General features: G+C 67.0%; 20 protein-coding genes. 15 read left to right on the forward strand and 5 right to left on the reverse strand.

Going from position 1 to position 23,575, the window contains the following annotated elements:
* Nucleotides 1–18: 18 nt before the first annotated feature.
* Nucleotides 19–903, reverse strand: a complete 885-nt coding sequence (locus AC56LU_RS18890) for an alpha/beta fold hydrolase (RefSeq protein ID WP_497177153.1) — start codon at nucleotides 901–903, stop codon at nucleotides 19–21.
* Between the two features lie 117 nt (nucleotides 904–1,020).
* Nucleotides 1,021–3,309 carry a TonB-dependent receptor gene (locus tag AC56LU_RS18895; protein ID WP_497177154.1) on the reverse strand — a complete coding sequence of 763 codons (2,289 nt, stop codon included), beginning with the start codon at nucleotides 3,307–3,309 and terminating at the stop codon, nucleotides 1,021–1,023.
* Nucleotides 3,310–3,580: 271 nt separating this feature from the next.
* Between AC56LU_RS18895 and AC56LU_RS18900 the strand changes: the two genes are divergently transcribed.
* The 11 genes from AC56LU_RS18900 to AC56LU_RS18950 all read left to right on the forward strand — a co-directional run bounded on the left by AC56LU_RS18900 (nucleotide 3,581) and on the right by AC56LU_RS18950 (nucleotide 13,504).
* Complete coding sequence (locus AC56LU_RS18900) at nucleotides 3,581–4,480, forward strand: LysR family transcriptional regulator (RefSeq protein WP_497177155.1); 900 nt, start codon at nucleotides 3,581–3,583, stop codon at nucleotides 4,478–4,480.
* A 4-nt stretch (nucleotides 4,481–4,484) separates the two neighbouring features.
* A complete protein-coding gene (locus tag AC56LU_RS18905; RefSeq protein ID WP_497177156.1) occupies nucleotides 4,485–5,399 on the forward strand; it encodes a LysR family transcriptional regulator in 915 nt (304 codons plus the stop codon).
* Nucleotides 5,400–5,605: 206 nt separating this feature from the next.
* A complete protein-coding gene (locus AC56LU_RS18910; RefSeq protein WP_497177157.1) occupies nucleotides 5,606–7,042 on the forward strand; it encodes an SLC13 family permease in 1,437 nt (478 codons plus the stop codon).
* Nucleotides 7,043–7,061: 19 nt separating this feature from the next.
* On the forward strand, nucleotides 7,062–8,729 hold the full coding sequence (mdcA, locus tag AC56LU_RS18915; protein ID WP_497177158.1) for a malonate decarboxylase subunit alpha: 1,668 nt from the start codon (nucleotides 7,062–7,064) through the stop codon (nucleotides 8,727–8,729).
* A gap of 19 nt (nucleotides 8,730–8,748) precedes the next feature.
* Entirely contained in the window at nucleotides 8,749–9,075 is a 327-nt protein-coding gene (gene mdcC / locus AC56LU_RS18920) for a malonate decarboxylase acyl carrier protein (protein ID WP_497177159.1), read from the forward strand.
* Nucleotides 9,072–10,004, forward strand: a complete 933-nt coding sequence (locus AC56LU_RS18925; protein ID WP_497177160.1) for a biotin-independent malonate decarboxylase subunit beta — start codon at nucleotides 9,072–9,074, stop codon at nucleotides 10,002–10,004. The genes mdcC and AC56LU_RS18925 overlap by 4 nt, the downstream gene beginning before the upstream one ends.
* The gene (gene mdcE / locus AC56LU_RS18930) at nucleotides 10,004–10,732 is read left to right on the forward strand and encodes a biotin-independent malonate decarboxylase subunit gamma (protein WP_497177218.1); all 729 of its coding nucleotides are present in this window, start codon (nucleotides 10,004–10,006) and stop codon (nucleotides 10,730–10,732) included. The genes AC56LU_RS18925 and mdcE overlap by 1 nt, the downstream gene beginning before the upstream one ends.
* Nucleotides 10,716–11,414 carry a malonate decarboxylase holo-[acyl-carrier-protein] synthase gene (mdcG, locus tag AC56LU_RS18935; protein WP_497177161.1) on the forward strand — a complete coding sequence of 233 codons (699 nt, stop codon included), beginning with the start codon at nucleotides 10,716–10,718 and terminating at the stop codon, nucleotides 11,412–11,414. The genes mdcE and mdcG overlap by 17 nt, the downstream gene beginning before the upstream one ends.
* Complete coding sequence (gene mdcB / locus AC56LU_RS18940; RefSeq protein ID WP_497177162.1) at nucleotides 11,402–12,310, forward strand: triphosphoribosyl-dephospho-CoA synthase MdcB; 909 nt, start codon at nucleotides 11,402–11,404, stop codon at nucleotides 12,308–12,310. Before mdcG ends, mdcB begins: the two co-directional genes overlap by 13 nt.
* Nucleotide 12,311: 1 nt before the next feature.
* Nucleotides 12,312–13,241 (forward strand): ACP S-malonyltransferase, encoded by a 930-nt coding sequence (locus AC56LU_RS18945; RefSeq protein WP_497177163.1) that lies wholly within the window; start codon nucleotides 12,312–12,314, stop codon nucleotides 13,239–13,241.
* A gap of 122 nt (nucleotides 13,242–13,363) precedes the next feature.
* Entirely contained in the window at nucleotides 13,364–13,504 is a 141-nt protein-coding gene (locus AC56LU_RS18950) for a hypothetical protein (RefSeq protein ID WP_497177164.1), read from the forward strand.
* Nucleotides 13,505–13,622: 118 nt separating this feature from the next.
* Here AC56LU_RS18950 and AC56LU_RS18955 read toward each other — a convergent pair whose 3' ends face one another.
* Nucleotides 13,623–14,762, reverse strand: a complete 1,140-nt coding sequence (locus tag AC56LU_RS18955; protein ID WP_497177165.1) for a GNAT family N-acetyltransferase — start codon at nucleotides 14,760–14,762, stop codon at nucleotides 13,623–13,625.
* Nucleotides 14,763–14,812: 50 nt separating this feature from the next.
* Between AC56LU_RS18955 and AC56LU_RS18960 the strand changes: the two genes are divergently transcribed.
* The 4 genes from AC56LU_RS18960 (at nucleotide 14,813) to AC56LU_RS18975 (ending at nucleotide 20,534) form a co-directional block, all read left to right on the forward strand.
* Complete coding sequence (locus AC56LU_RS18960; protein WP_497177166.1) at nucleotides 14,813–16,861, forward strand: NAD(+) synthase; 2,049 nt, start codon at nucleotides 14,813–14,815, stop codon at nucleotides 16,859–16,861.
* A 36-nt stretch (nucleotides 16,862–16,897) separates the two neighbouring features.
* Nucleotides 16,898–17,236, forward strand: coding sequence for a P-II family nitrogen regulator (locus AC56LU_RS18965; protein ID WP_259212600.1), 339 nt, complete (start codon nucleotides 16,898–16,900; stop codon nucleotides 17,234–17,236).
* Between the two features lie 180 nt (nucleotides 17,237–17,416).
* The gene (locus tag AC56LU_RS18970; protein WP_497177167.1) at nucleotides 17,417–18,880 is read left to right on the forward strand and encodes an ATPase domain-containing protein; all 1,464 of its coding nucleotides are present in this window, start codon (nucleotides 17,417–17,419) and stop codon (nucleotides 18,878–18,880) included.
* The gene (locus AC56LU_RS18975) at nucleotides 18,873–20,534 is read left to right on the forward strand and encodes an ATP-binding protein (RefSeq protein ID WP_497177168.1); all 1,662 of its coding nucleotides are present in this window, start codon (nucleotides 18,873–18,875) and stop codon (nucleotides 20,532–20,534) included. Before AC56LU_RS18970 ends, AC56LU_RS18975 begins: the two co-directional genes overlap by 8 nt.
* Before the next feature lie 4 nt (nucleotides 20,535–20,538).
* Here the strand turns inward: AC56LU_RS18975 and AC56LU_RS18980 are convergent, their stop codons facing one another.
* Together AC56LU_RS18980 and AC56LU_RS18985 are read right to left on the reverse strand one after the other, a co-directional pair.
* The gene (locus AC56LU_RS18980; protein WP_497177169.1) at nucleotides 20,539–21,144 is read right to left on the reverse strand and encodes a trimeric intracellular cation channel family protein; all 606 of its coding nucleotides are present in this window, start codon (nucleotides 21,142–21,144) and stop codon (nucleotides 20,539–20,541) included.
* Nucleotides 21,145–21,314: 170 nt separating this feature from the next.
* Nucleotides 21,315–23,474 carry an ATP-binding protein gene (locus AC56LU_RS18985; protein WP_497177219.1) on the reverse strand — a complete coding sequence of 720 codons (2,160 nt, stop codon included), beginning with the start codon at nucleotides 23,472–23,474 and terminating at the stop codon, nucleotides 21,315–21,317.
* Between the last annotated feature and the right edge of the window lie 101 nt (nucleotides 23,475–23,575).

Genomic DNA, 23,575 nt, shown 5'->3' on the forward strand with positions numbered 1-23,575 from the left:
AGTCTCCTTGTGATTCTCTTACGGTAGCTTGGCGAGGAAAGCGCCGATCGCGTCCAGCGCTACCGGCTCGGTGAGCATGGGCGCATGGCCGATATCCGGCACTTCCGCGTACTGCAATTCGGGGGCCGCCTTGCGCATCCAGTCGGCCTGCCTGGCCTCGACCAGATCGGACAGCGCACCGCGCACCAACAGGGTAGGACGGCGCCGCGCCAGCCTGCGGAAGGCCATGCGTGCGGCCAGCGAGGTGGGACGCAGCTTACCAGTCTGGAGCGCGTTGGCGATGTTTGGATCGTAACGCAGTGCCAGCTGTCCGTCATCCTTCTGTTCAAAGGCGCGCCGCGCCCATTTGTCCCAGTCTTCGCTCGAATTGGCGGGGAAGGCGCAGGTGTTGATGTCGCGCAGGTAGGCTGCGGCCTCGTTCCAGGAGCCGACCGCGTTGCAGCGGCCCGCGTAACCGGCGATGCGCTGCAGGCCGCGTATCGACAGCACCGGCCCGACGTCGTTGAGGACGGCGGCGGCGATCAGGTCGAGCCGGCGCGCCGCGAGCGTCATGGTAATCAGGCCGCCCATCGAGGTGCCCACGAAGATGGCGCGGGTCAGGCCAAGATGGTCCATCAGCCTGACGATGTCATCGGCGTAGACGGTGGGGTTGTAGTTGTCCGGATTCGGGTCACGCGCAGAGTGGCCGCGTCCACGCACGTCGACCGCGATCACGCGCCGGCCCATGGCGGCCAGCTCGGGCGCGAGTTCGTCGAAGTCGGCGGAGTTGCGTGTCAGGCCGTGGATGCAGATAACCGGCAGCCGCGCGCTCACGTCGGCATGCGCGCTGCTGGCGGGATAATCGCGCGCGTACAGCGCCAGCCCGTCGCTGCTGGTGTAGCTGATTGGTGTGAAGATAGACACGCTGGCTTGTATCCTGTGAGTCGTTCTGGCCAGCCGGAGCCGGGTCGTTGGCAACACCCCTCCCGGCCGACGCCGGGAGGGCGCCAGCCTGGAGATGCTGCCGGGGTACTGAGAAGCTTAGAAGCGGTACTCGAGCGTTGCCGAGACCTGGCGCGGGTTGCCGTAGAACGCGGTCAGGGTGCCCTCGTTGCCCAGGGTCGGGAACAGGTAGCCGCCGGTCTTGTAGTGCTTGTCGCTCAGGTTCTTGCCGTGCAGCCCGACGCGAACCTTGCCGTCAAGGCGGGTCCAGACGATGCTCGCGTCGTACAGCTTGTACGATTCCTGGTCCAGCAGCGAAGCGGTCTCGAACTGGGCGGTGTCGCCCTTGTAGGAGGCGCTGCCGATCAGCGACAGCTTGCCGCCATGGCCCATGATCGGCATCGGGATGTCGTAGTTCACGCGCAGGTTGGCCGAGTTCCTCGGGGTGTTCTGGAAGGTACGCTGGCTTGCCACGTTGACGCCCGCCGCGATGTATTCCTTGTACTCGGCGTCGATGTAGCTGTACATGCCCGCGACCATGAAGTTCGGGGTGATGTTGGCGATGGCTTCCAGTTCGGCGCCCTTGATCTTGGCCTTGCCGGCGTTGGTGGTCACGCCGGCGAAGCTGTCGTCCTTGCCGTCGCCGTTGGTGTCGATCGCCACCGAACCGGGAATCTGCACGTCCTGGTAGTCGCTGTAGAACAGCGCGGCATTGGTGGTGATGCGGCCGCCGTTGAAGGCCGACTTCAGGCCCAGCTCGTAGGTCTCGATGGTTTCCGGCTCGTAGCCGCGTTGCGCCACCGCGATCGGGATGCGGGTGCCGACCACGTTCAGGCGCGGTTCGAAGCCGCCGCCCTTGAAGCCCTCGGAGTAGGACGCGTAGACGTTGTGGTCCTGGCTGAGCTTGTAGTTCACGGCCACGCGCGGGGTGAACTTCTTGTCTTCGCGCTTGAGCACGCCGCCACGCAGGTCGGTGTCCGTGCGGAACAGGATGGCGCTGCTATTGCCCAGGGCAGGGGTGCCGTTCGCGCCGAAATAAATCTGGCGCAGCACTTCGGCTTCACGCTTGTCGACGGTGTAGCGGCCGCCCAGCGAGATGCTGAAGGCGTCGGTGACGTTGTAGCTGCCGTCGGCATAGATCGCCCAGGCCTTGGTGTCGATGTCGCCCATCGTGTAGGTCGAGGTCGGGACGGCGCCGGCCAGGATGGTGTCGAAGTGATTGAAGGCGTTGGCGTCGATGTAGTAGATGCCGGCCACGCCCGCCAGCTTCTCGCCGGTAAAGGTGAGATTGAATTCCTGGCTGAACTGCTTGTTGGTGTACAGGGCCGGCACTTCCATGTCGGTCACGCCCAGCGAATCGAAGTCGATCGGCGCGTACGACTTGTCCTTGCGCGAGGCGGTGATGGATTTCACCGACCACTCGTTGTTGAGGGTGTACTCGACGGTGGCCGAAATACCCCATGCCCTGACTTCCTGGTCCTGGCCGAGCGCCTTCATCAGGTTGGCGCGGGTGTCGAACACGTTGGAGAGGATCGGGGCGCCGCTGGTGCGGCCGACGATCAGGCGGTGGCCGTTCTTGGGGCTGGAATCGTCCTGGGTGATGTCGCCGGCGAGGCGGATGAACAGGTCCTGGTTCGGCGTGAACTCGGCCGACAGGCGCGCCGCGGTGACATCCTTGTCGTAGTTCTCGCCGCCGGTGGTCAGGTTCTTGCCGAAGCCGTCGCGCTTGAAGCGGGCGAAGGTGCCGCCAATGCGCGCGGTTTCCGAGATCGGGGTGCTGGCGGTGGCGACGATTTCCTTCTGGCCGTGTTCGCCGATGGTGGCGCGCAGGCGGGCGTCGGTCTGCGGGGCCAGCTTGCGGGTGACGTACTTGACGGCGCCGCCGATGGTGTTGCGGCCGTACAGCGTGCCCTGCGGGCCGCGCAGCACTTCGATGCGCTCGACGTCGTAGATGTCGGCCACTGCCGCCTGCGGGCGGGCCAGATAGATGTCGTCGATGTAGATGCCGACGCCGGCCTCGAAACCGGCCAGCGGGTCGGCCTGGCCGACGCCGCGGATGAAGGCGGTCAGGGTCGAGTTGGTGGCGCGCGAGGCCTTCAGGGTGGTGTTCGGCAGGGCCAGGGCGAGGGCGGTGATGTCCGGCGTCGCGGTCTTCGACAGCTGGTCGGCGCTGAAGGCGGTGACCGAGACCGGCACGTCCTGCAGGGTCTCTTCGCGGCGGCGGGCGGTCACGACGACCTTGTTGACGCCTTCTTCGGCATTGGCGACCGGCGGCGCGCCGGTCGCTTCCTGGGCATACGCCACATTGCCGCCTGATAAGACGAGCAGGGCGACGGCGGATTGGATTGCAGGGTTCAGCAGCTTCAGTTTGTTCTTGGTCAGACGCATTCTTGTCTCCTAATTTTTGAAAGCGGCATGCGTTCAGGTTTTCGCATGGTCAGCAGTGTGCCTCGGTTGGGTTTGGTTAGATAGTCAACAATCGCCCACCCCGTTGTGCAAAAATGCACAGCCCGCCGCAGCATGCTGGTGCGTGTCTTTCCGGGGGAGGAATCCATATGCGCACCGGATGCGTGCGGCCGCAAAGGGATTGCGACAAATGATTGCAGGAGGAATGTGCACTAGTGCACAATGTGTCTTCTTGATATCGAACAACTTGCCGATGAATACGCTGCCTGAGTGGACCGACCTGCGTTTCTTCCTGGAGCTGGCGCGCGCCGGCACCCTGTCGGGCGCCTCGCGCCGGCTGGAAGTGGAGCACACGACCGTGGCGCGCCGGATCGACCGGCTCGAGGCCCAGCTCGGCTCGACCCTGTTCGACCGTTCACGCGAGGGCTACGAACTCACGGAAGTGGGCAAGGCACTGCTGCCGCACGCCGAGGCGATGGAAGGCGCGGCGCTGGCGGCGGCCGAGCAGATCGGCGGGGCCGAGGTGGCGGCCCACGGCGTGGTGCGGCTCGGGGTGCCGGAAGTATTCGGCGTGCGGGTGGTGGCGCCGCTGCTGGCCACGCTGCTGGAGCAGCATCCCGACCTGTCGATCGACCTGCTGGCGCTGCCCAGCTTCGCCAACCTGGCCAACCGTGAAGCGGACCTTGGCGTCACCATGGACGCGCCGACCACCGGCCGCTACATGGTGACGCGGCTGGCATCGTTCCACTTCTACCTGTACGCGTCACCGGGCTACCTGGCCAGGCATCCGCCGATCCGCACCCAGGCCGACCTGGCCGGCCATGACTTCGTCGACTACGTGCAGGACCGGCTGGCCAGCCGCGAACTCTCCTACCTGAACGAGCTGGGCTTCACACCGCGGCGGCGCATCTGCTGCTCGGGCATGACGGCGCAGCTGGAAGCCGCCTCGCTCGGCATGGGCCTGATGATGGCGCCGCCCTACGCGGTGCCGGACAACGGCCGGCTGGTACGGGTACTGCCGGGTTTCCAGGCGGAGCGCGCATTCTGGCTGGCGGCCCCAACTGACCTGTACCGGCTGCGGCGGGTGAAGGTGGTGTGGAACCTGCTGCGCGAATGCGCGGAGAGTCATCCGGACCTTTTCGTAGAGGATTGACATCATGCGCAACCGGATCAGCGACGACATCACCTTCCGCAAGCTCGAAATCCTGCTCGCGTACATGGAAGGCGGCAACCTCAACGCCGCCGCGCGCATGCTCGACATCAGCGCGGTGAGCGTGCACCGGGCCCTGCATTCGCTGGAAGAGGCGATGAGCTGCCAGCTGTTCAGCCTGCAGGGCCGCAACCTGATCCCGAACGAGGCGGCGCAGGTGCTGGCCGGGGTCGGACGCGACGTGATCCAGCTGATGACGGACGGGATCGCCGCCACCCGCTCGGCGGCCGGCTATTCGGCCGACCACCTCAGGATCGGCTCGCTGTATTCGCTCACCACCGGGATCGTCCCCAACGTCATCATCGGCATCAAGCTGCGCAAGCAGGAACTCGAGACCGAGCTGGTGCTCGGCTCGAACGACGACCTGCTGCACAAGCTCAAGCAGAATGCGATCGACGCCGCGCTCATCGCCGTGCCCGATCCTGACCCCGAGGTCGAATCGATCGCGCTGTTCGAGGACGAGGTGTTCTTCGCGGCGCCAAGCGGTTCGCCGTATGCCGGCATGAGCGAGGTCGACCTGCGCGACTGCGCCGGCGAAAAATTCGTCTGCCTGCGCGACGGCTTCGTCACCTTCAGCGGCTTCCAGGAAGCCTTCCGCATCGCCGGCTTCGCTCCCTCCATCGTGACGCGGGTGGGCGACATCTTCTCGCTGATGAACCTGGTGGCGGCGGGCATCGGCTACACCCTGCTGCCGGGCCGGGTGCGCGGCGCCTTCGGCGACAAGGTGCAGCTGATCCCCTTGAAAAGGGACTACCGCATGCGCCAGACCATCGGGCTGAGCTTCCTGCGGGTGCGCGAGCGCGATCCCAACCTGCTGGCGCTGGCGGCGGTCTGCCGCATGCTCAAGCACGGGCCCGGCTGAATAGTTCCGCTAAAAGTAAACATCGCACGGCGAGCCTAATTGATCGCATCAGGATTCAGGGCTACCTTTACGTCTCACACTACATAACAAAAGAGTATTCCCTGCACGGCGGTCCACCGGCGGCAGGGAATGTTTTGGAGACGTTTCACCTGCGGTCACGCCGGGCTTGATCGACCCTCCGGCGCCGCGCCTTGAAGGAGCAAGCCGTGTCCTCTCACATGATCGCCATCTGCGTGCTGGCATTGATGTTCGTCCTTGCCACCGCGCTGCCCATCAACATGGGCGTCATCGCCTTCGTCGGCGCCTTCCTGGTCGGCTCGGTCGTGGCCGGCATGCAGGCCAAGGCCATCATGGCGGGCTTTCCCGCCGAACTGTTCCTGACCCTGGTCGGCATCACCTTCCTGTTCGCCCAGGCCCAGAACAACGGCACCATCGACTGGCTGGTGCGGCTCTCGGTGCGCGCGGTGGGCGGGCGCATTGCCGCCATTCCCTGGGTGATGTTCGCCATCACGGCGCTCCTGACTGCGGTCGGTGCGGTGAGCCCGGCGGCGGTGGCGATCATCGCCCCGATCGCGCTCGGCTTCGCCGCCAAGTACAACATCAATCCCCTGATGATGGGCATGATGGTGGTGCACGGCGCCCAGGGCGGCGGCTTTTCGCCGATCAGCATCTACGGGGGCATTACCAACAAGGTGGTGCTCGAGGCCGGGCTGCCGATCTCGCCGCTGACCACCGCCTTCACCAGCCTGGGCGTGAACCTCGCCGTGTCGGCGGTGCTGTTCTTTGCCTTCGGCGGCTTGAAGCTGATGCGCCAGCAGGCGCCGAAGGCGGCAGGAGGCAAAGGGCTGGGCAATACGCCGGCCGGACCGTTCGGCGCCAACGTTGCCGTCGCCGCGCAGGGGCCACAGATCTATGGCGACGCCGAAGGCGAAGCGGCCAGCGAAGAAAAGCTGACCGCGCAACGTTCCAGCGCCGCCATCAGCGGCATCGGCGGGGTGGGCGGCGGCGCTGCCGCCGCTGCCGGTCCTGCGCCGGTGGACCTCCATCAAGGCGCCACCTTCCACCAGATCGTCACGGTCGTCGGCCTGATCGCCCTGGCCGTACTGACCCTCCTGTACAAGCTCGACATCGGCTTCGTCGCCATCTCGATCGGCCTCCTGATCTCGATCCTGTCGCCGCAGGTGCAGAAGCGCGCCATCGGCCAGGTGTCCTGGCCCGAGATCATGCTGATCGTCGGTGTCAGCACCTATGTCGGCGTGATGCAGAAGATGGGCACCATTACCTGGGTCGGCGACAGCGTCGCCAGCTTGAGCTCGCCGCTGACGGTGGCCTTGCTGCTGCTGTTCGTCGGCGCCGTCGTGTCGGCCTTCGCTTCCTCCACTGCGGTGCTGGGCTCGCTGATCCCGCTGGCCGTGCCTTTCCTGGCATCCGGCACCGGAGTCGACCCGATCGGCTTCATCGCGGCGATGGCGGTCGCGTCCACCATCGTCGACGTCAGCCCCTTCTCGACCAACGGCGCGCTGGTGCTGGCCAGTGCCCAGCACATCGACCGCGACGTATTCCTGCGCCAGCTGATGATTTATGGCGGTATCGTCACCCTGGTCGCGCCGGTGGTGGTGTGGCTGCTGTTCGTGGTGCTCTGAGCCTTTACAAGGAAATCGTATGAACCAAGCAGAAGGCCGCTGGACTACCCAGCAACGCAACCGCAGCGAGCGCCAGGCCCGCGCCCATGCCGCGCTCGGCCCGGCGCTGAGCGGCAAGGTGGTGGCCGCCTCGCACATCGTCGACTTGCTGCACGCGGTGCTGGAGCCGGGCGACCGCGTCTGCCTCGAAGGCAATAACCAGAAGCAGGCCGATTTCCTGGGCAAGGCACTCACCAGGCTCGATCCTGGCCGCGTCAACAATCTGCACATGCTGCTGTCGGTGCTGTCGCTGCCCGAACACCTCGACGTGTTCGAGAAGGGCATCGGATCGAAGCTGGACTTCTCCTTCTCGGGCCCACAGGCCGGCCGGCTGGCCAAGCTGGCCGGCTCCGGCAAGCTGAACATCGGGGCGATCCACACCTACCTGGAGCTGTTCGCGCGCTACTTCGTCGACCTGACCCCGCGCGTGGCGCTGGTGGCGGCCGAAATGGCCGACCGCGAGGGCAACCTGTACACCGGCCCGAACACCGAGGACACGCCCGCCATCGTCGAGGCCACCGCCTTCAAGAGCGGCATCGTGATCGCCCAGGTCAACCAGGTGGTCGACAAGCTGCCGCGCGTGGACATCCCGTCCGGCTGGGTCGAGTATGTCGTGCAGTCGCCCACGCCGTACTACATCGAGCCGCTGTTCACGCGCGATCCGGCCCAGATCTCGGAAATCCAGGTGCTCATGGCGATGATGGCGATCAAGGGCATCTATGCGGAGTACGAAGTCGAGCGCCTGAATCACGGCATCGGCTTCGACACCGCGGCGATCGAGCTGCTGCTGCCGACCTATGCGGCCAGCCTGGGCCTGAAAGGAAAAATCGCTCGCCACTGGGCGCTGAACCCGCACCCGGCCCTGATCCCGGCGATCGAGGCCGGTTTCGTCGAATCGGTGCACTCCTTCGGCTCGGAGCTCGGGATGGAGAACTACATCCGCGCCCGGCCCGACGTGTTCTTCGTCGGTCCGGACGGCTCGATGCGCAGCAACCGGGCGTTTTCCCAGGCGGCCGGCCACTACGCCTGCGACATGTTCATCGGCTCGACCCTGCAGATCGACCTGCAGGGCAATTCGTCCACCGCGACCCTGGGCCGCATCTCCGGCTTCGGCGGCGCCCCGAACATGGGCGCCGACGCGCGCGGGCGGCGCCATCCGAGCAAGGCCTGGCTCAAGGCCGGGCAGCAGGCAAGGGAAGGGCGCAACACGATTCCGCGCGGCCAGAAGCTGGTGGTGCAGATGGTCGAGACCTTCCGCGAGCACATGGCGCCGGCTTTTGTGGAGCGGCTCGATGCCTGGCAACTGGCCGAGCAGACCGGCATGGCGATCCCGCCGGTGATGATCTACGGCGACGACGTCACCCACATCCTCACCGAAGAAGGCATCGCCAACCTGCTGCTGTGCCGCAGCGATGAAGAACGCGAGCAGGCGATCCGCGGCGTGGCGGGCTATACGCCGGTAGGCATGGGCCGCGACAAGCGCATGGTGGAAAACCTGCGCGACCGCGGCGTCATCCGCCGCCCCGAAGATCTCGGCATCGACAAGCGCATGGCGACCCGCGACCTGCTGGCCGCCAAGAACATGAAAGGCCTGGTGCGGGCATCGGGCGGGCTGTACGATCCGCCGAAACGCTTCAGGAACTGGTAGTTCAGGAATAAGGACGCATATGGAAACCCTTCAATACAGGTTCGAGCATGGCACCCGGCCTTTAATCGGGATGCCGCAGCTGGTCGGCGTGGTCGGCTCGGGCAACCTCGAGGTCCTGATCGAGCCGGCGCAGCTGGACGGCGCCTGCGAGATCGACATCCGCACCGCCGCCGTCGGCTTCGGCGCCACCTGGCAGGCCGTGATGGGCGATTTTCACCAGCGCTGGAGCCTGGCGGACGCGCGCATCTGCATCAACGACATGGGCGCCACGCCGGCCGTGGTCGGCCTGCGCCTGGACCAGGCGGTCGAATCCCTAATGGCAAGCCCAAGCGGAGGATTGCCATGAGCAGCTACCTGGAACTCACGGCGCGCCAGCGCATCCCGGCCATTTTTGATGCGGGCAGCTTCGAAGAATTCCTGCCGCCCAGCGCGCGCGTGGCCAGCCCGCACCTGGCCCAGCTCGACGCCCCGGTCTCGTTCGACGACGGCGTGGTGGTCGGGCGCGCGCGCCTCGATGGCCGGCTGGTGTTCGGCGCCGCGCAGGAGGGCGGCTTCATGGGCGGCGCCGTGGGCGAGGTGCACGGCGCCAAGCTGGTCGGCCTGCTGCGGCGCGCGGTCGACGAAGGCGCCGACGCGGTGGTGCTGCTGCTCGAATCGGGCGGCGTGCGCCTGCACGAGGCGAATGCCGGCCTGATCGCGGTATCGGAAGTCATGCGCGCCATGCTGGACGCGCGCGAGGCCGGCATCCCGGTGGTGGCACTGGTGGGCGGGTCCAACGGCTGCTTCGGCGGCATGGGCATCTCGGCGCGCTGCGCCAATACGGTGATCATGTCGGAAGAAGGGCGGCTCGCGATGTCCGGCCCCGAGGTGATCGAAACCGCCAGCGGCGTCGAGGAATTCGACTCGCGCGACCGCGCCCTGGTCTGGCGCACCACCGGCGGCAAGCACCGCTACCTGATGGGCGACTGCCAGGTGCTGGTGCCGGACGATACCGCGGCCTTCCGCGCCGCGGCCATCGCAGCCGTCGACGAGATCCGCAACGTGGGCGCGCGCCTGACGCTGGAAGACCTGCTGCTTGAACAGGCCATGCTGGCGCGCCGTATCGAGCTTGCCGACGGGCTGGTCGAACCGATGGAGCTCTGGCGGCAGCTCGGCATTCCCGATCCGGCGAGCGTGCCGATGCTCGAGGCCGACGCCTTCATGGCGCTGGCGGCGACGCACCGCATCGACGGCCGCATCGAGGACCGAAGCGCATCAAGCAAGGGAGAACCATGATGGACTGGCAGACACTGGCAACGCAGCTGTTCCCGGGCGGGCACGAGATCGCCGAACGCGATAACTTCTTGTCGGGCAGCGCCCAGGTCGAGGGCAGGGCGGTCGACGTCATCGGCACCACCGGCCACGTCCCGATCGGCATCGAGATCGCACTGGCCCAGGCCCGGGCCATCCTGCAGACGGTGCAGCAGCATCCGGGCCGCCCGATCCTGATCCTGGTCGACACCGTCGGCCAGCGCCTGCGCCACCGCGACGAGATGTTGGGCATCAACAGCTACATGGCCCACCTCGGCAAGTGCGTCGACCTGGCCCGGCGCAAGGGGCATACCGTGATCGGCCTGGTGTACGACCAGGCCTTGTCCGGCGGCTTCATCACCAGCGGCCTGATCGCCAGCGCCTGCTACGCGCTGCCGGGGGCCACCATCCGCGTGATGGGCTTGCCGGCAATGGCGCGCATCACCAAGGTGCCGGAAGAGCGGCTGACCGAACTGGCCAGGGACAACCCGGTGTTCGCGCCCGGCCCCGAGAACTACCTGCGCATGGGCGGCCTGCACGGCATCTGGCAGGTCGGGAAGCAGGGCGACCTGGCGGGCGAGCTGGCGCGCGCGATCGGCGCCAGCCCGACCGACGATGTGCGCATGGCGCTGGGACGCGAGCGCGGCGGGCGCCTGCTGGCGCAGCCGGTCGCGGAAGCGGTCAGGACGGGCAGCCATGTTCGCCCGGCATGACCTGGTCTGGCTGAGCAGCCGTGGCTGGGAGCGGGTGCGCGCCGGCGCACCGCCAGATGCCATCGATGCGCTCGACCTGTGGCGCGACGGCGGCTGGCCGGCCGTGGTGCGGCGCGCGGAAGCCGAGCTCCCGCCTGGCGAGGTGGCGATCGGCTTTGCCCTGCCGCCGCGCCGTGCCGCGGCGGCAAAGAACAAGCAGGCTGCAAAACTGCGGGTCGGCTGCCGCGTCGAGGTATGCGACGTCACGCGCCGTACCCGTGCCTTGCCGCTGGTCGGCGCGCTCGACGCGGCGCCGGAGGCCTGGCGTGCGGGGCTGGCGGCGCTGGAGCGCGAGGCCGCCAACGCGGGCATCGGGCTGTCCGTGTACGGCTCGGTGGCGCTGGAGGCGCTCACCGGCCAGCGCTACATCACCCCCGCGTCGGACATCGACCTGCTGCTGCGCCCCTCGAGCCGCGCGCAGCTGACGGCGGGCCTGGACTTGCTGGCCCGGCATGCGGCCACGCTGCCGCTCGACGGCGAAGTCGTGTTTGCGGACGGGCGCGCGGTGGCCTGGCAAGAACTGCGCACCGCGTTCGACAGCGCACCGGGCACGCGGGTGCTGGCCAAGGGACTGGAGCGTATCGCCCTGGTCGCGCCCGAGGAACTGATGGCGACCCTGGAGGGACAGGCATGGCTGAACTGATCGCAGTGCGCCCAGGCACGCGCGCCGGCGCACGTCTGGCGCCGGCCTTGCCCCCGGCCCCTGATCTGCCGTTTTGCCGCCGGTTGGCCCGCCTCGCGGTGCGCAGCCTGTATGCGGAACTGGTCCTGTATCCGAAACCCGGGCTGGTGTCCAGGGTCGACAACGGCAGCCACCAGGACATGAATGCGGCCACCTTCATGCGCAGCATGTTCGCGCTGCGCCGCTACTTTGCCGACATCGCCCGTGCGGGCATGCAGGATGCACCCTTCCACGTGCTCAAGCACCTGGGCATCGAGGCGGAAGCGCGCATGCTGCGCGCCACCGGCGGCATCAACACGCACCGCGGCGCGATCTTCTGCCTGGGCCTGCTGTGCGCGGCGATCGGGCGCTGCCGCGCCAAGGGCACCATGTTGAATCCAGCCGCCATCCAGGCCACGCTGCTGATCCACTGGGGAGAGGCGCTCGGTGCCCACAGCGGCGACGCGGCCTTGCCATCGCATGGCATCGAGGCGCGCGAACGCTATGCGGCCAGCGGCGCGCGCGAAGAAGGCGCACGCGGTTTCCCGTCGGTGTTCGGCGTCGGCCTGCCGGCGCTGCGACGGACCCTGGCGCTAGGGGGCGGCCTGCGCCGCGCGCGCATCGACGCGCTGTTCGCCCTGATGGCGCACATCAGCGACACCAACGTCTACCACCGTGGCGGGCTGGAAGGGGCGCAGGCGGTGCGGCGCCAGGCCCGCGCCTTCATCGCCCGCGGCGGCAGCGCGGCGCCGTACTGGGAAGCGCGCGCGCTGGCCTGCCACCGCAGCTTCGTGGCGGCGCGCCTGTCGCCAGGCGGGGCGGCCGACCTGCTCGGCGCCGTCTGCCTGCTGCAGTCGGTGTGCGTGGGGCTGGAATAGCATGGCCGGCCGGCTCGTCATCCTGTGTCCCGGCCAGGGCGCCCAGCATCCGGCCATGTTCGACATGGCGCGCAGCGCGCCCGCAGCAAACCGTTTGCTCGACGCATGCTTTGGCGACGCCATGCTGGCCGGCCCGCTGGGCGCCGCCCTCGACGGGCCGGAACGCTTCGCCAACCGCGTGGCCCAGCCCGCGATCGTGGCGGCCACGCTGGCCATGTGGACCGCGCTGGGGGAGCTGCCGTCGCCGCCCGCGCTGGTGGCCGGCTACAGCATCGGCGAACTGTCCGCCTACGGTGTCGCCGGTGCGCTCGAGCCGCTGGATGCGGTCAAGCTGGCGGTCGAGCGCGCCCGGGTGATGGATGCCTGCCTGGCGGACGGGCCGCGCCAGGCCATGGTGGCGCTGTCCGGTTTGCCGCCCGCGGCCGTCGACGCGCTGCTGTCGCGCTTCGGCTTTTATCCCGCGATCCTGAATGGCGACGATGCCCTGGTCGCGGGCGGGCCGGCCGGCGAAGCCGAAGCACTCGCGGCAGCCGTGGCGGCGTTGGGCGGCAAGGCCACCGTGCTGCCGGTCGCGGTGGCGTCGCACACCCCCTTGCTCCGCAGCGCAGTGGCGCCTTTCGCAGCGCTGCTGGCGGCCCAGCGCTGGTCCACATTCGCTTTTCCGGTGTTGTCCGGTATCTCGGCCGAGCCCGTGTACGACGCCGCGCATGCGGTGGCAGACTTGCCACGCCAGATCGCCGAGCCGATCCGCTGGAAGGAGTGCATGGACGCCTGCCTAGAGGCCGGGGCGACGGTCGCGCTCGAGCTCGGACCGGGCGCTGCGCTGTCGCGCATGTTGCAGACACGCCACCCCGGTATCGCCTGCCGTTCAGTTTCTGAATTCCGCTCATTGGACGGGATACGCTCCTGGCTATGGAGGCAACTCGAATAACATTCACCAAGCGCATGTCTGGTATTGCATATCAGAATTGGAAATTCACCCGACTCGCCCCTATAACGGTGCTATGGGATCGCTTTTGCGATCGACATCATTACCGCAACAAGGAGTCGCAAGTGAAAAATTTTCTGAACGCCGCTACCCGCCTGCTGCTGGCCGCTGCCAACTGCCGTGCCATCAACGTCCTGCGTAAGCAAGCCGAACTGGCCAAGCCTTTCCACGTCGAGTTCCGCTCGAACGCGGGCGGCTGGAACTGAGGCGGGTCCCATGTAGACTGCCGGCGCCGTCAATAGCGCCAGGGGGCCGGGTTCGCGACGAGCGAATCCGGCCCTTCGTCATTGGGGGCGACGCCGGCGGGCATGGCAAATGCGAACCTCAGACAGCGGAGCGGAACGGATTGCGCTCGTTCAGCTCGTCCATATAGTCGTCGATCCCGCCTTTCTCGCGCTCCAGGAAGCGCTCGACCGCATCCGCGAACGACGGATGCGCCAGCCAGTGCGCCGACCAGGTGCGGGTCGGCAGGAAGCCGCGCGCCATCTTGTGTTCGCCCTGGGCGCCGCCCTCGAAGGCCTGGATGCCCAGTTCGATGCAGAACTCCAGCGGCTGGTAGTAGGCCGCTTCGAAATGCAGGCAGGGCACGTGTTCCAGTTCGCCCCAGTAGCGCCCGAACAGCGTCGTCTCGTTGTGGATGACGAGTGAGGCCGCGATGTCGCGCCCCTCGCGTGATGCGATCACCAGCAGGATATTGTCGGGCATGGTCTCGCCGATGCGTCGGAAGAAATCCAGGTTCAGGTAGGGCGTTGAATAATGCGCCTGGTAGGTGTGCCGGTAGCAGCGATTGAACAGCGCCCAGTCGGCGCCTGTAGCCTCGCGCCCGCGCACGCGGCGCAGTGTCACGCCCGCTTGCGCCACCTTGCGCCGCTCGGCGCGGATGTTCTTGCGCTTCTTTTGTTCCAGCGTCGCCAGGAAGTCGTCGAACGTGCCGTATCCCGCGTTCAGCCAGTGGAACTGGACCCCGCTGCGCAGCATGAAGCCGGCATCCTGCAGCTGGCGCGCCTGTTCTTCGGGCGGGAACAGCACATGGGTCGAGGAGACCTCGGTCGCGCCCTGGGTCGCCACCAGCACCTCGACCAGCGCCGTGCGCGCGGCATCATCCACCGCCATCAGGCGCGGCCCGGCCACCGGCGTGAACGGGATGGCGCTCAGCAGCTTCGGGTAGTACGCGACCCCATGGCGCTCGTAGGCCTCGGCCCAGGCCCAGTCGAACACGTACTCGCCGTAGGAATGCCCCTTGACGTACAGGGGCAGGGCGGCGACCAACTCGTCGCCATCGAACAGCACGATGTACTGCGGCTGCCAGCCGGTCTCGGGCGAAGCGCTGCCGGATTCATGCAGCGCATGGAGGAAAGCATAGGACAGGAAGGGATTCGGATCCGGCTGCGCATTGACCAGCGCATCCCAGCGCGCCTGCCCGACTTCGAGCAGAGAAGAAACGATATGCGTGCGATAATTCAAGATGACTTCCGTAGCAAAATGACTTCAGTAGCAATTGGATAATGGCGCCAATGAACCAGCGATTCTTCAACCTCTACACGCACCACTTTGCCCGCGTCGCGGTGGCCATCCCGCGTTGCCGCATTGCCGACCCTGGCTTCAACGTCGAGCAGACCTTCCGCCTGGCGCGCCAGGCGGCGGACCAGGGCGCCGTGCTGGTGGCCTTTCCCGAGCTGGGCCTGTCCGCCTACAGCTGCGACGACCTGTTCCACCAGCGCGCGCTGCTCGACGCCTGCCTCGACGGCCTGGAGAAGATCATCGAAGCGTCGAAAGCCTTGCCCATCGCGCTGGTGGTCGGCCTGCCCCTGAAGGTCAACCACCAGCTCTTCAATTGCGCCGCCGTGGTCGCGAATGGCCGGGTGCTGGGCGTGGTGCCCAAGAGTTTCCTGCCTAATTATGGCGAGTTTTACGAATCCCGGCAGTTCAGTGCGGCGGATTGCGCGGCGGTCGACCAGATCGACCTGTTCGGTGCCACCGTGCCCTTCGGTCCGGCCCTGCTGTTCGAGATCGAGAACCTGCCGCTGTTCCGCTTCCACGTCGAGATCTGCGAAGACGTCTGGGTGCCGATCCCGCCGTCCTCGTTCGCCGCGATGGCCGGCGCCACGGTGCTGGTGAACCTGTCGGCCTCGAACGTCGTGGTGGGCAAGAGCGGCTACCGCCACCAATTGGTCAGCCAGCAGTCGGCACGCTGCCTCGCGGCCTACCTGTACACCTCGGCCGGCCGCGGCGAATCGACCAACGACATGGCCTGGGACGGCCAGTCGCTCATCTACGAAAAGGGCGAGCTGCTGGCCGAGTCGGAACGCTTCAGCGACGACTCGCACATCATCTACGCCGACGTCGATCTCGACCGCCTGTCGAACGAGCGCATGCACGCCACCACCTTCGCGCAGTCGGTGCGGCGCCATGCTGAGGAAGTAGCGAAGTTCCGGCGGGTAGCGTTCACGCTCGAGCTGCCGCTGGAACGCGACATGCCCCTGGCCCGCACGGTCGAACGCTTCCCCTACGTGCCGGCCGACCAGGCACGGCGCGACGAGCGCTGCACGGAGGTCTACAACATCCAGGTGCAGGCCCTGATCCAGCGCCTGTCGAGCGCCAACATCAAGAAAGTGGTCATCGGCGTCTCCGGCGGCCTCGATTCGACCCATGCGCTGCTGGTGTGCGCCAGGGCCATGGACCGCCTCGGTCTGCCGCGTACCAACATCCTCGCCTATACCATGCCGGGCTTCGCCACCAGCGAGCGTACGCTGAAGCAGGCCAACGACCTGATGGCGGCGGTGGGCTGCAGCGCCCAGCTGATCGACATCCGTCCGAGCTGCATCCAGATGCTGAAGGACCTCGGCCACCCCTACAGCGAAGGCAAGCTTGAGTACGACATCACGTTTGAGAACGTGCAGGCGGGCGAGCGCACCAACCACCTGTTCCGGCTGGCGAACTTCCATAACGGGATCGTGATCGGCACCGGCGATTTGTCCGAGCTGGCGCTGGGCTGGTGCACCTACGGCGTGGGCGACCATATGTCGCACTACAACGTCAACGCCAGCGTGCCCAAGACCTTGATCTCCTACCTGGTGCGCTGGGTCGCCGAGACCGGCGCCGTGGTGCAGGATGGCGCGGACGTGCTGCTGAAGATCCTCGACACCGAGATCAGCCCCGAGCTGGTGCCCGGCGGAGACAAGGATGGCAAGCCGGCCCAGATCACCGAGAACACCATCGGCCCCTACGAGCTGCAGGACTTCAACCTGTACTACACACTGCGCTTCGGCTTCAAGCCGAGCAAGGTGGCTTTCCTTTCCTGGTGCGCCTGGCACGACCGCGAGCAGGGCAGGTGGCCGAATGCGGCATCAAGCCGCAACGAGTACGGCCTGGACGCCATCAAGAAGAACCTGGGCATCTTCCTGTGGCGCTTCTTCAAGACCAGCCAGTTCAAGCGCACCTGCGTGCCGAACGGGCCGAAGGTCGGCAACGGCGGCTCGCTGTCGCCGCGCGGCGACTGGCGCGCACCATCCGATTCCGAAGCCACCGTGTGGATGGATGACCTGAACAATATTCCCGACTGACCGGGGCGCCTAGCCCTGTTGATTAAAGAGAGAAAAATGAAACAGATTACCTGCGTGATCAAACCCTTCAAGCTCGACGAGGTACGCGAGGCGCTGGCCGACGTGAATGTCACCGGCCTGACCGTGACCGAAGTGAAGGGCTTCGGACGTCAGAAGGGCCATACCGAGCTGTATCGCGGCGCGGAATACGTGGTGGACTTCCTGCCGAAGGTGAAGATCGAGGTTGTGGTGGACGACGCCATGGCCGACGGCGTGGTCGACGCCATCATCAAGGCGGCCCGCACCGGCAAGATCGGCGACGGCAAGATCTTCGTGCAGAACGTGGAGCAGGTGATCCGTATCCGCACCGGCGAAACAGGCGCCGACGCGGTCTGACGCCGCGCTCCTGGCTTCTCTCAGTGTAGGTCTGATCCGTCAAAGAAATCGGCGAATCAGGCAGCGGGACGTCCTGACGGACGAGTTATGATGCATAAAAATTTATCTCTTTGATATTTTTTGCGTTCTATCGCTCCCCAATATAACCACTAGAGAGAAACAATGAGCGACACGGAGAAAATGCACACGGGTATACCCGAACTCGATCTTGTATTGCGAGGCGGGCTGCCGAAACAGCGCATCCATCTGATCGAAGGCAGGCCAGGCACCGGCAAGACCACGATCGGGCTGCGTTTCATGATCGACGGCGCGGAGAAGGGCGAACCCTGCCTCTATATCTCGCTGTCCGAAACCGTCGAAGAACTGCGGGCCACCGCGGCGAGCCACGGCTGGTCGCTGGACGGCATCGCGTTGCGCGAAGTGATACCGGCCGAGGCCCAGCTCGAACGCCAGCAAAGCGTCCTGTTTCCTTCCGAGGCGGAGCTGAGCCAGACCATCGAGGCCATCAGCGAGGCCATCCGCGCGGTCAAGCCAGCCCGTCTCGTGATCGACTCGATGTCCGAGCTGCGCATGGTCGCCAACGACCCGATGCGCTACCGGCGCCAGATCGTCGCGCTCAAGCGCTTCCTGCTGAACCAGGCCTGCACCACGCTCGTGATGGACGACCTCACCGATGAACCGCGCCAGTTCGACCTGCAGGGCACGGTGCACGGCGTGATCACGCTCGACCAGCGCGAGCGCGAGTTCGGCGCCGCGCGCCGCCGCTTGCGGGTGGTGAAGATGCGCGGCGCCGAGTTCCAGAGCGGCTGGCACGATTTCGCCATCACCGCGAAGGAAGTCTACGTGTTCCCCAGCCTCATCGCCGAAGAGCACCAGGGGCAGCGCAGCCGCACCGCCGTGGGCAGCGGGGTGCCGGCGCTGGACGACATGCTGTGTGGCGGCCTGGTGCGTGGCACCTCGCTCATGGTGCTCGGTCCGACCGGCGTCGGCAAGTCCTCGCTGGCGCTGCAATATGCCAGCGTCGCTGCCGCCCAGGGCGAGCATGTCGCCTATTTCGCCTTCGACGAGACCAAGGACACCCTGCTCGAGCGCGCCAGCGGCCTGTCGATGCGCGTCGCCGACGCGATCGATGCGGGCAAGGTGTTCTGGGAGCGGATCAATCCCTCGCGCATCACGCCCGGGGAATTCATCTGGAAGGTGCGGCGCCAGGTCGAGGACAACGGCGCCGCGGTGGTCGTCATCGACAGCCTGAATTCCTACCTCGAGACCATGCACGAAGAGGCGGCGCTGATGCTGCAGATGCACGAGCTGCTCAGTTACCTAGCGAACCAGGGCGTGCTGTCGATCCTGATCGTCGGCCAGACCGGTCTGCTGCAGGACGTGCGCGACACGCTCGATGTCGGCTTCATCAGCGACACCGTGATCCTGATGCGTTACTTCGAAGCCGAAGGACAGGTGCGCAAGGCGATCTCGGTGGTCAAGAAGCGTCCGGGCCGCCACCAGAGCTGCATCCGCGAGTTCTCCCTGACCAGCAACGGCATGACGGTGGGCGAGCCGCTCGAAGATTTCCAGGGCGTGCTCACCGGCGTGCCGCGCGTCGCACCGGACAGTTCCAAGGCGGCGGGCGCAGGCGGCCATGGCTGATCCGCGCAAACCCGGCTGGGACGCCGTCGCAGTCGTGTGCACCCTGTCGGAAGCCGATCAAGCGGTCCTGACTGCCTTGCTGCGGGACTGGGGAGCACAGACCCGCGGCTGCGCCAACGCCTCGGAGCTCGCGCTGGCCGCCGCCGATCCGGAGGTGTCGCTGCTGCTGCTTACCGACGACGCGCTCGAGGCCAATGCCGTGCCGCTGGCCGCCACCTTGCGCGACCAGCCCGCCTGGTCGGACCTGCCGATCATTGTCTTCAGCGCCCAGGCCAACAGTGGCGGCTCGCAGCAGCAATGGGCCTTCCTGCGCCAGTTCGCCAACCTGACGGTGCTGGCGCGGCCGAGCCCCGCCAACGTGCTGCGCGCCGCCTTCGACGCCGCCTGCCGGGCGCGGGCCTGGCAGCTGACCGTGCGCGAGCAGATGGGCAGCCTGTCGGCCGCAGCAAGCCTGCTGGAACAGCGGGTACAGGATCGCACCGCCGAGCTGTACGCCGAGGTGGAAACCCGCAAGCGGGTGGAAAGCGCGCTCAACGAAGCACGCAAGCTGGAGGCGATCGGCCGCCTCACCGGCGGCGTAGCCCACGACTTCAATAACCTGCTGCAGGTGATCCAGGGGGCGACCACGCTGCTGCCGTTCGCCGAGCCGGGCAGCGAACAGTTCCAGCGCTCGCTGCACGCCATCCAGCGCGCCGCCTCGCGCGGCGCCAAGCTGACCCACCAGTTGCTTGCCTTTGGACGCCGGCAGGCGCTGGCCGGCAGCGCGCTCGACCTCACGCAGCAGCTGGACGAGATGCGCGGCTTGCTGCAGCAGTCGGTGCGCGAACAGATCGTGCTGGACCTGCACATCGCGCCCGACTTGTGGCTGGCCGATGCCGATTCGACCCAACTGGAGGTGGCCCTGCTGAACCTGGCGGTCAATGCCAAGGATGCGATGCCCGGCGGCGGGCGCCTCGCCATCGGCGCAGCCAATCTCACGCTCCCCGCGCCGGGCGTGCCGGACGGCGGCCTGCGCGGCGATTTCGTTTGCCTGACCGTGCGCGACACCGGTCCGGGCATGCCGCCGGAGGTGGCGGCCCAGGCCTTCGACCCCTTCTTTACGACCAAGCCGATCGGCGCGGGCACCGGCCTGGGCCTGAGCCAGGTGTACGGGTTTGCGAAACAGTCGGGCGGCACGGCCTGGATCGACAGCTCGCCCAAGGGCACGACCGTGTCGATCCTGCTGCCGCGCAGCACGGCCGCCGCGGCGCATGACCGGGACGGCCCGGTGGCGCATGCGGCCGCGCCCCTGGTCAGCGGCGTGCGCGTGCTGTGCGTCGAGGACGACCCGGAAGTGGCCGACGCCACCCTGGCCCTGCTCGGCAACCTTGGCTGCGAGACGACGCTGGCGCGCGACGCCCAGGAGGCGCTCGAACATCCACTCGACGGCATCGACCTGGTGTTCTCGGATGTGATGATGCCCGGGCCGATCGACGGCATCGGGCTGGCGCGCCGGCTCCGCGAGCGCTGTCCGGACATGCCGGTGCTGCTTGCCAGCGGCTATATGGTGGCGCCCGAGCGGCTGCAGGGGATGTCGATCAGCGTGCTGGCCGAGCCGTATACTCAGGAAGAACTGCGCCGGGCGCTGGCGCGGCTGCTGGCGCGGCGCGGGTAGCGGTTCAGCGTCCCATCCGCAGGTCGAACTTCCAGGTGATCAGCCGCAGTCCGCTGATGAACAGCGCGCTCGACCACAATGCGAAGTCGGGGTCGACGCCGTACTTGCCCATCAGGAGGAACAGCCAGTTCCCCAGAAAAGCGCAGATGGCATAAGGCTTCCCGTCGCGGAACACCATCGGCACCTCGTTGCAGACGATGTCGCGCATCACGCCGCCGAAAATCCCGGTGATCACGCCCATCATCGAGGCGATGAAGATCGGCATGCCGGCGGCCAGCGCGGCCGACACGCCTGCGACCGAGAACAGGCCCAGGCCGACCGCATCGGCGATCACGATCAGGCGTTCCGAGACGATCTGGCGCAGGGTGCGGATCAGGGGCGAGGCGACCAGCGCCAGCACGAAGATCAGGATCGCGTATTCCTGGTGGATCACCCAGAACAGCGGCCGGCGGTCGAGCAGGATGTCGCGCAGGGTGCCGCCGCCGAACGCGGTGATGAAGGCCACCGTGAACACGCCCACCAGGTCCATGCGCTTGCGGCGTGCTTCGATGAAGCCCGAGAAGGCGCCGACCAGGATCGCCATGATTTCGATGAACTTGATGAGGGTCATGCGGTAAGGAAGAGCGGTAATCGTTGCTAGATTACCATGCGGCTCATCAGGTAGGGTGGGCGGCTTCGCCGCCCACGCGGTGATAGTCAGGGGCTGAACGCTCGCGCGGGCTGCATTACCGTGAATTGAACGCGTGGGCGGGAAACCCGCCCACGCTACGATGTGCGGCCTTAGTCGAGCAGAGGGAGACGCACCGAGAAAATCACCTCGTTGCCATCATGCCGGTACGCGATCTCGCCACGGTGCTCGCGCACGATCTGCTGCGCGATGTACAGCCCCAGGCCCATGCCGGTGCGATTGCGCGGGTTGTGCAGCGAGGCGCGCTTGAAGGGGTTGAACAGGGTCGCCACCAGCTCGGGCGGGATCGGCGCGCCCGCATTACTGACTTCGACCACGGCCTCCCGGCCCTGCACACGCACGCACACACGCACCGGCTTGCCGGCTTCGCCATGGTGGCGCGCATTGCTCAGCAAATTGGACAGCACCTGCGCCAGCCGCCCGCTGTCGGCGCTCACCATGGCCGGTTCGTCGCACACCAGCCGGAAGGGGACGGCCGGGTAGGCCAGGCGCGCTTCGTCCATCAGGTCTACCACCAGTGCGGTCAGGTCGACGGGCTCGAGCGCCACGCCCAGGCCGATGCCGCCGTCGATGCGGCTCATGTCCAGCACCTGGCTGATCATGCGCTGCATGCGGCTGGTGGAAGACTGGATGCGCTTGCCCAGCGTCGGCTGGCTGTGGCCTTTCTCGAGCACCATGCCGGCCATGTTGATCGAATGGAGCGGATCGCGCAGGTCGTGTCCGAGCATCGCCAGCAGCTGGGCGCGGGTGGAATCAAGCTGGGTACGGCGCGAGGTCATCACGCGCACCAGCTCGGCCATCGCCAACCGTGCATTGCTCAGCACGACCGCCTCCCACGGCTGCGCATGGCCGCGCACCGTCTCGTACCAGGCGTCGAAGGAGCCGCGCGGCGTCAGGCGCGCGCCCAGCGGTCCGAAGGCCGTGGTTTTTTCGGGGCGGCCCGCCCAGGCCACCTGTTCGATCTGTTCCACCCGGAGCAAAATGACCCATCCGCCGGCCGCGGGGTCGAACGGCGTAGCCAGCATGCCGACCCATTTGCCCAGCTGCCCGTGCAGGGCCGCCGGCCAGTCATGCAGCGCTTCGCGCAGCACCAGGTCGTGCTCGCCCTCGGGCAGCGAGGCGACGATGGCATCGGCCAGTTCGGGCAACACGTCTCCGTGGACGATCCGCTTGCCGTACAGGCTGGCGACCAGTGCCTGGGAGGAGGTCGAGGCCATCAGCGCCGGCGCGTGGCGGCCCAGGGTGTCGAGCGGGTCGTCGTCCAGCACCAGGTCTTCGATCACCTTGGCGCGCGCCGCGGCCGACCGCTCCACCGCTTCGCTCTGCAGGCGCGCCTCGATGCTGTGGATGGTCGAGGCCATCACCTGGGCCAGCACGTCGGCCGCCATGCGGATCGAGTAGGGCACCAGCCGGCGCGACATGTGGTGGCAGGCGATCAGGCCCCACAGGCGGCCGTTGATGACGATCGACACGCTCATCGAGGCGCCGACGCCCATGTTCTTGAGATACTCGATGTGAATCGGCGAAACACTGCGCAGCACCGCATGGCTCATGTCGAGCGCCGGCGCCTCGGGCGCGCCCAGCAGCGGCACCATGGTGTCGTTGACGTCGATGATCGAACGCAGTGTATTGAGCACATACAGGCGGCGCGCCTGGGCCGGGATGTCCGAGGCCGGGTAGCGCTGCCCGAGGTAGGGCACGATGTCCTCGCGCCGGCTTTCGGCCACCACGTCGCCGCTGTCGTCCGGACGGAAGCGGTAGGCCATCACGCGGTCGAAGCCGGTGAATTCGCGAATCTGGTCCACCGCGCTGGCGAGCAGGCCTTCGATGGTCTTCTGGCGGCGCAGGCGCTCGATCGAGGCATGCGCCTTGATCGCGAACTGGGCGACTTCGTCGGCCCCGACCTCGCGCCGTTCGAATTCGGCGATCACGCGGCCGAAGGCGGCGTGCACGATGCAGTCGTAGTCGACGCCGCCGAAGCAGACCGGGACCATCGACGGGGTCGCCTCGGCGTCGCCGGGGCCGACGTATTCGAGCAGGAGTTCGAGCGCCGCAGGCGGCAGCGCCAGCGCCGCGTAGGGCGCGCCGAGTTCGAGCGTAAGCCCGGGCAGTGCGGCGGCGTTCGCGCTCCAGCCTTCCAGCAGGCCGTCGGTACTGAAGAAGAGCAGGGCGCCATGGGGCTGGATCGAACCGGGAATATGGATCGGTTCGTCGGCGCAGTTAAGCAGGTCGACCTGGCGGCCGTGGTCCATCGGAATCACGGAAGTACCCTTCAATTCGCCACCATTCCTTCCCGTCAAATCCGGCAAATACCGGCCGAGCGCATTTTACAGCTAATAGACATTTCGATACA

The organism is Telluria sp. PB2R4 (genome assembly GCF_059685695.1).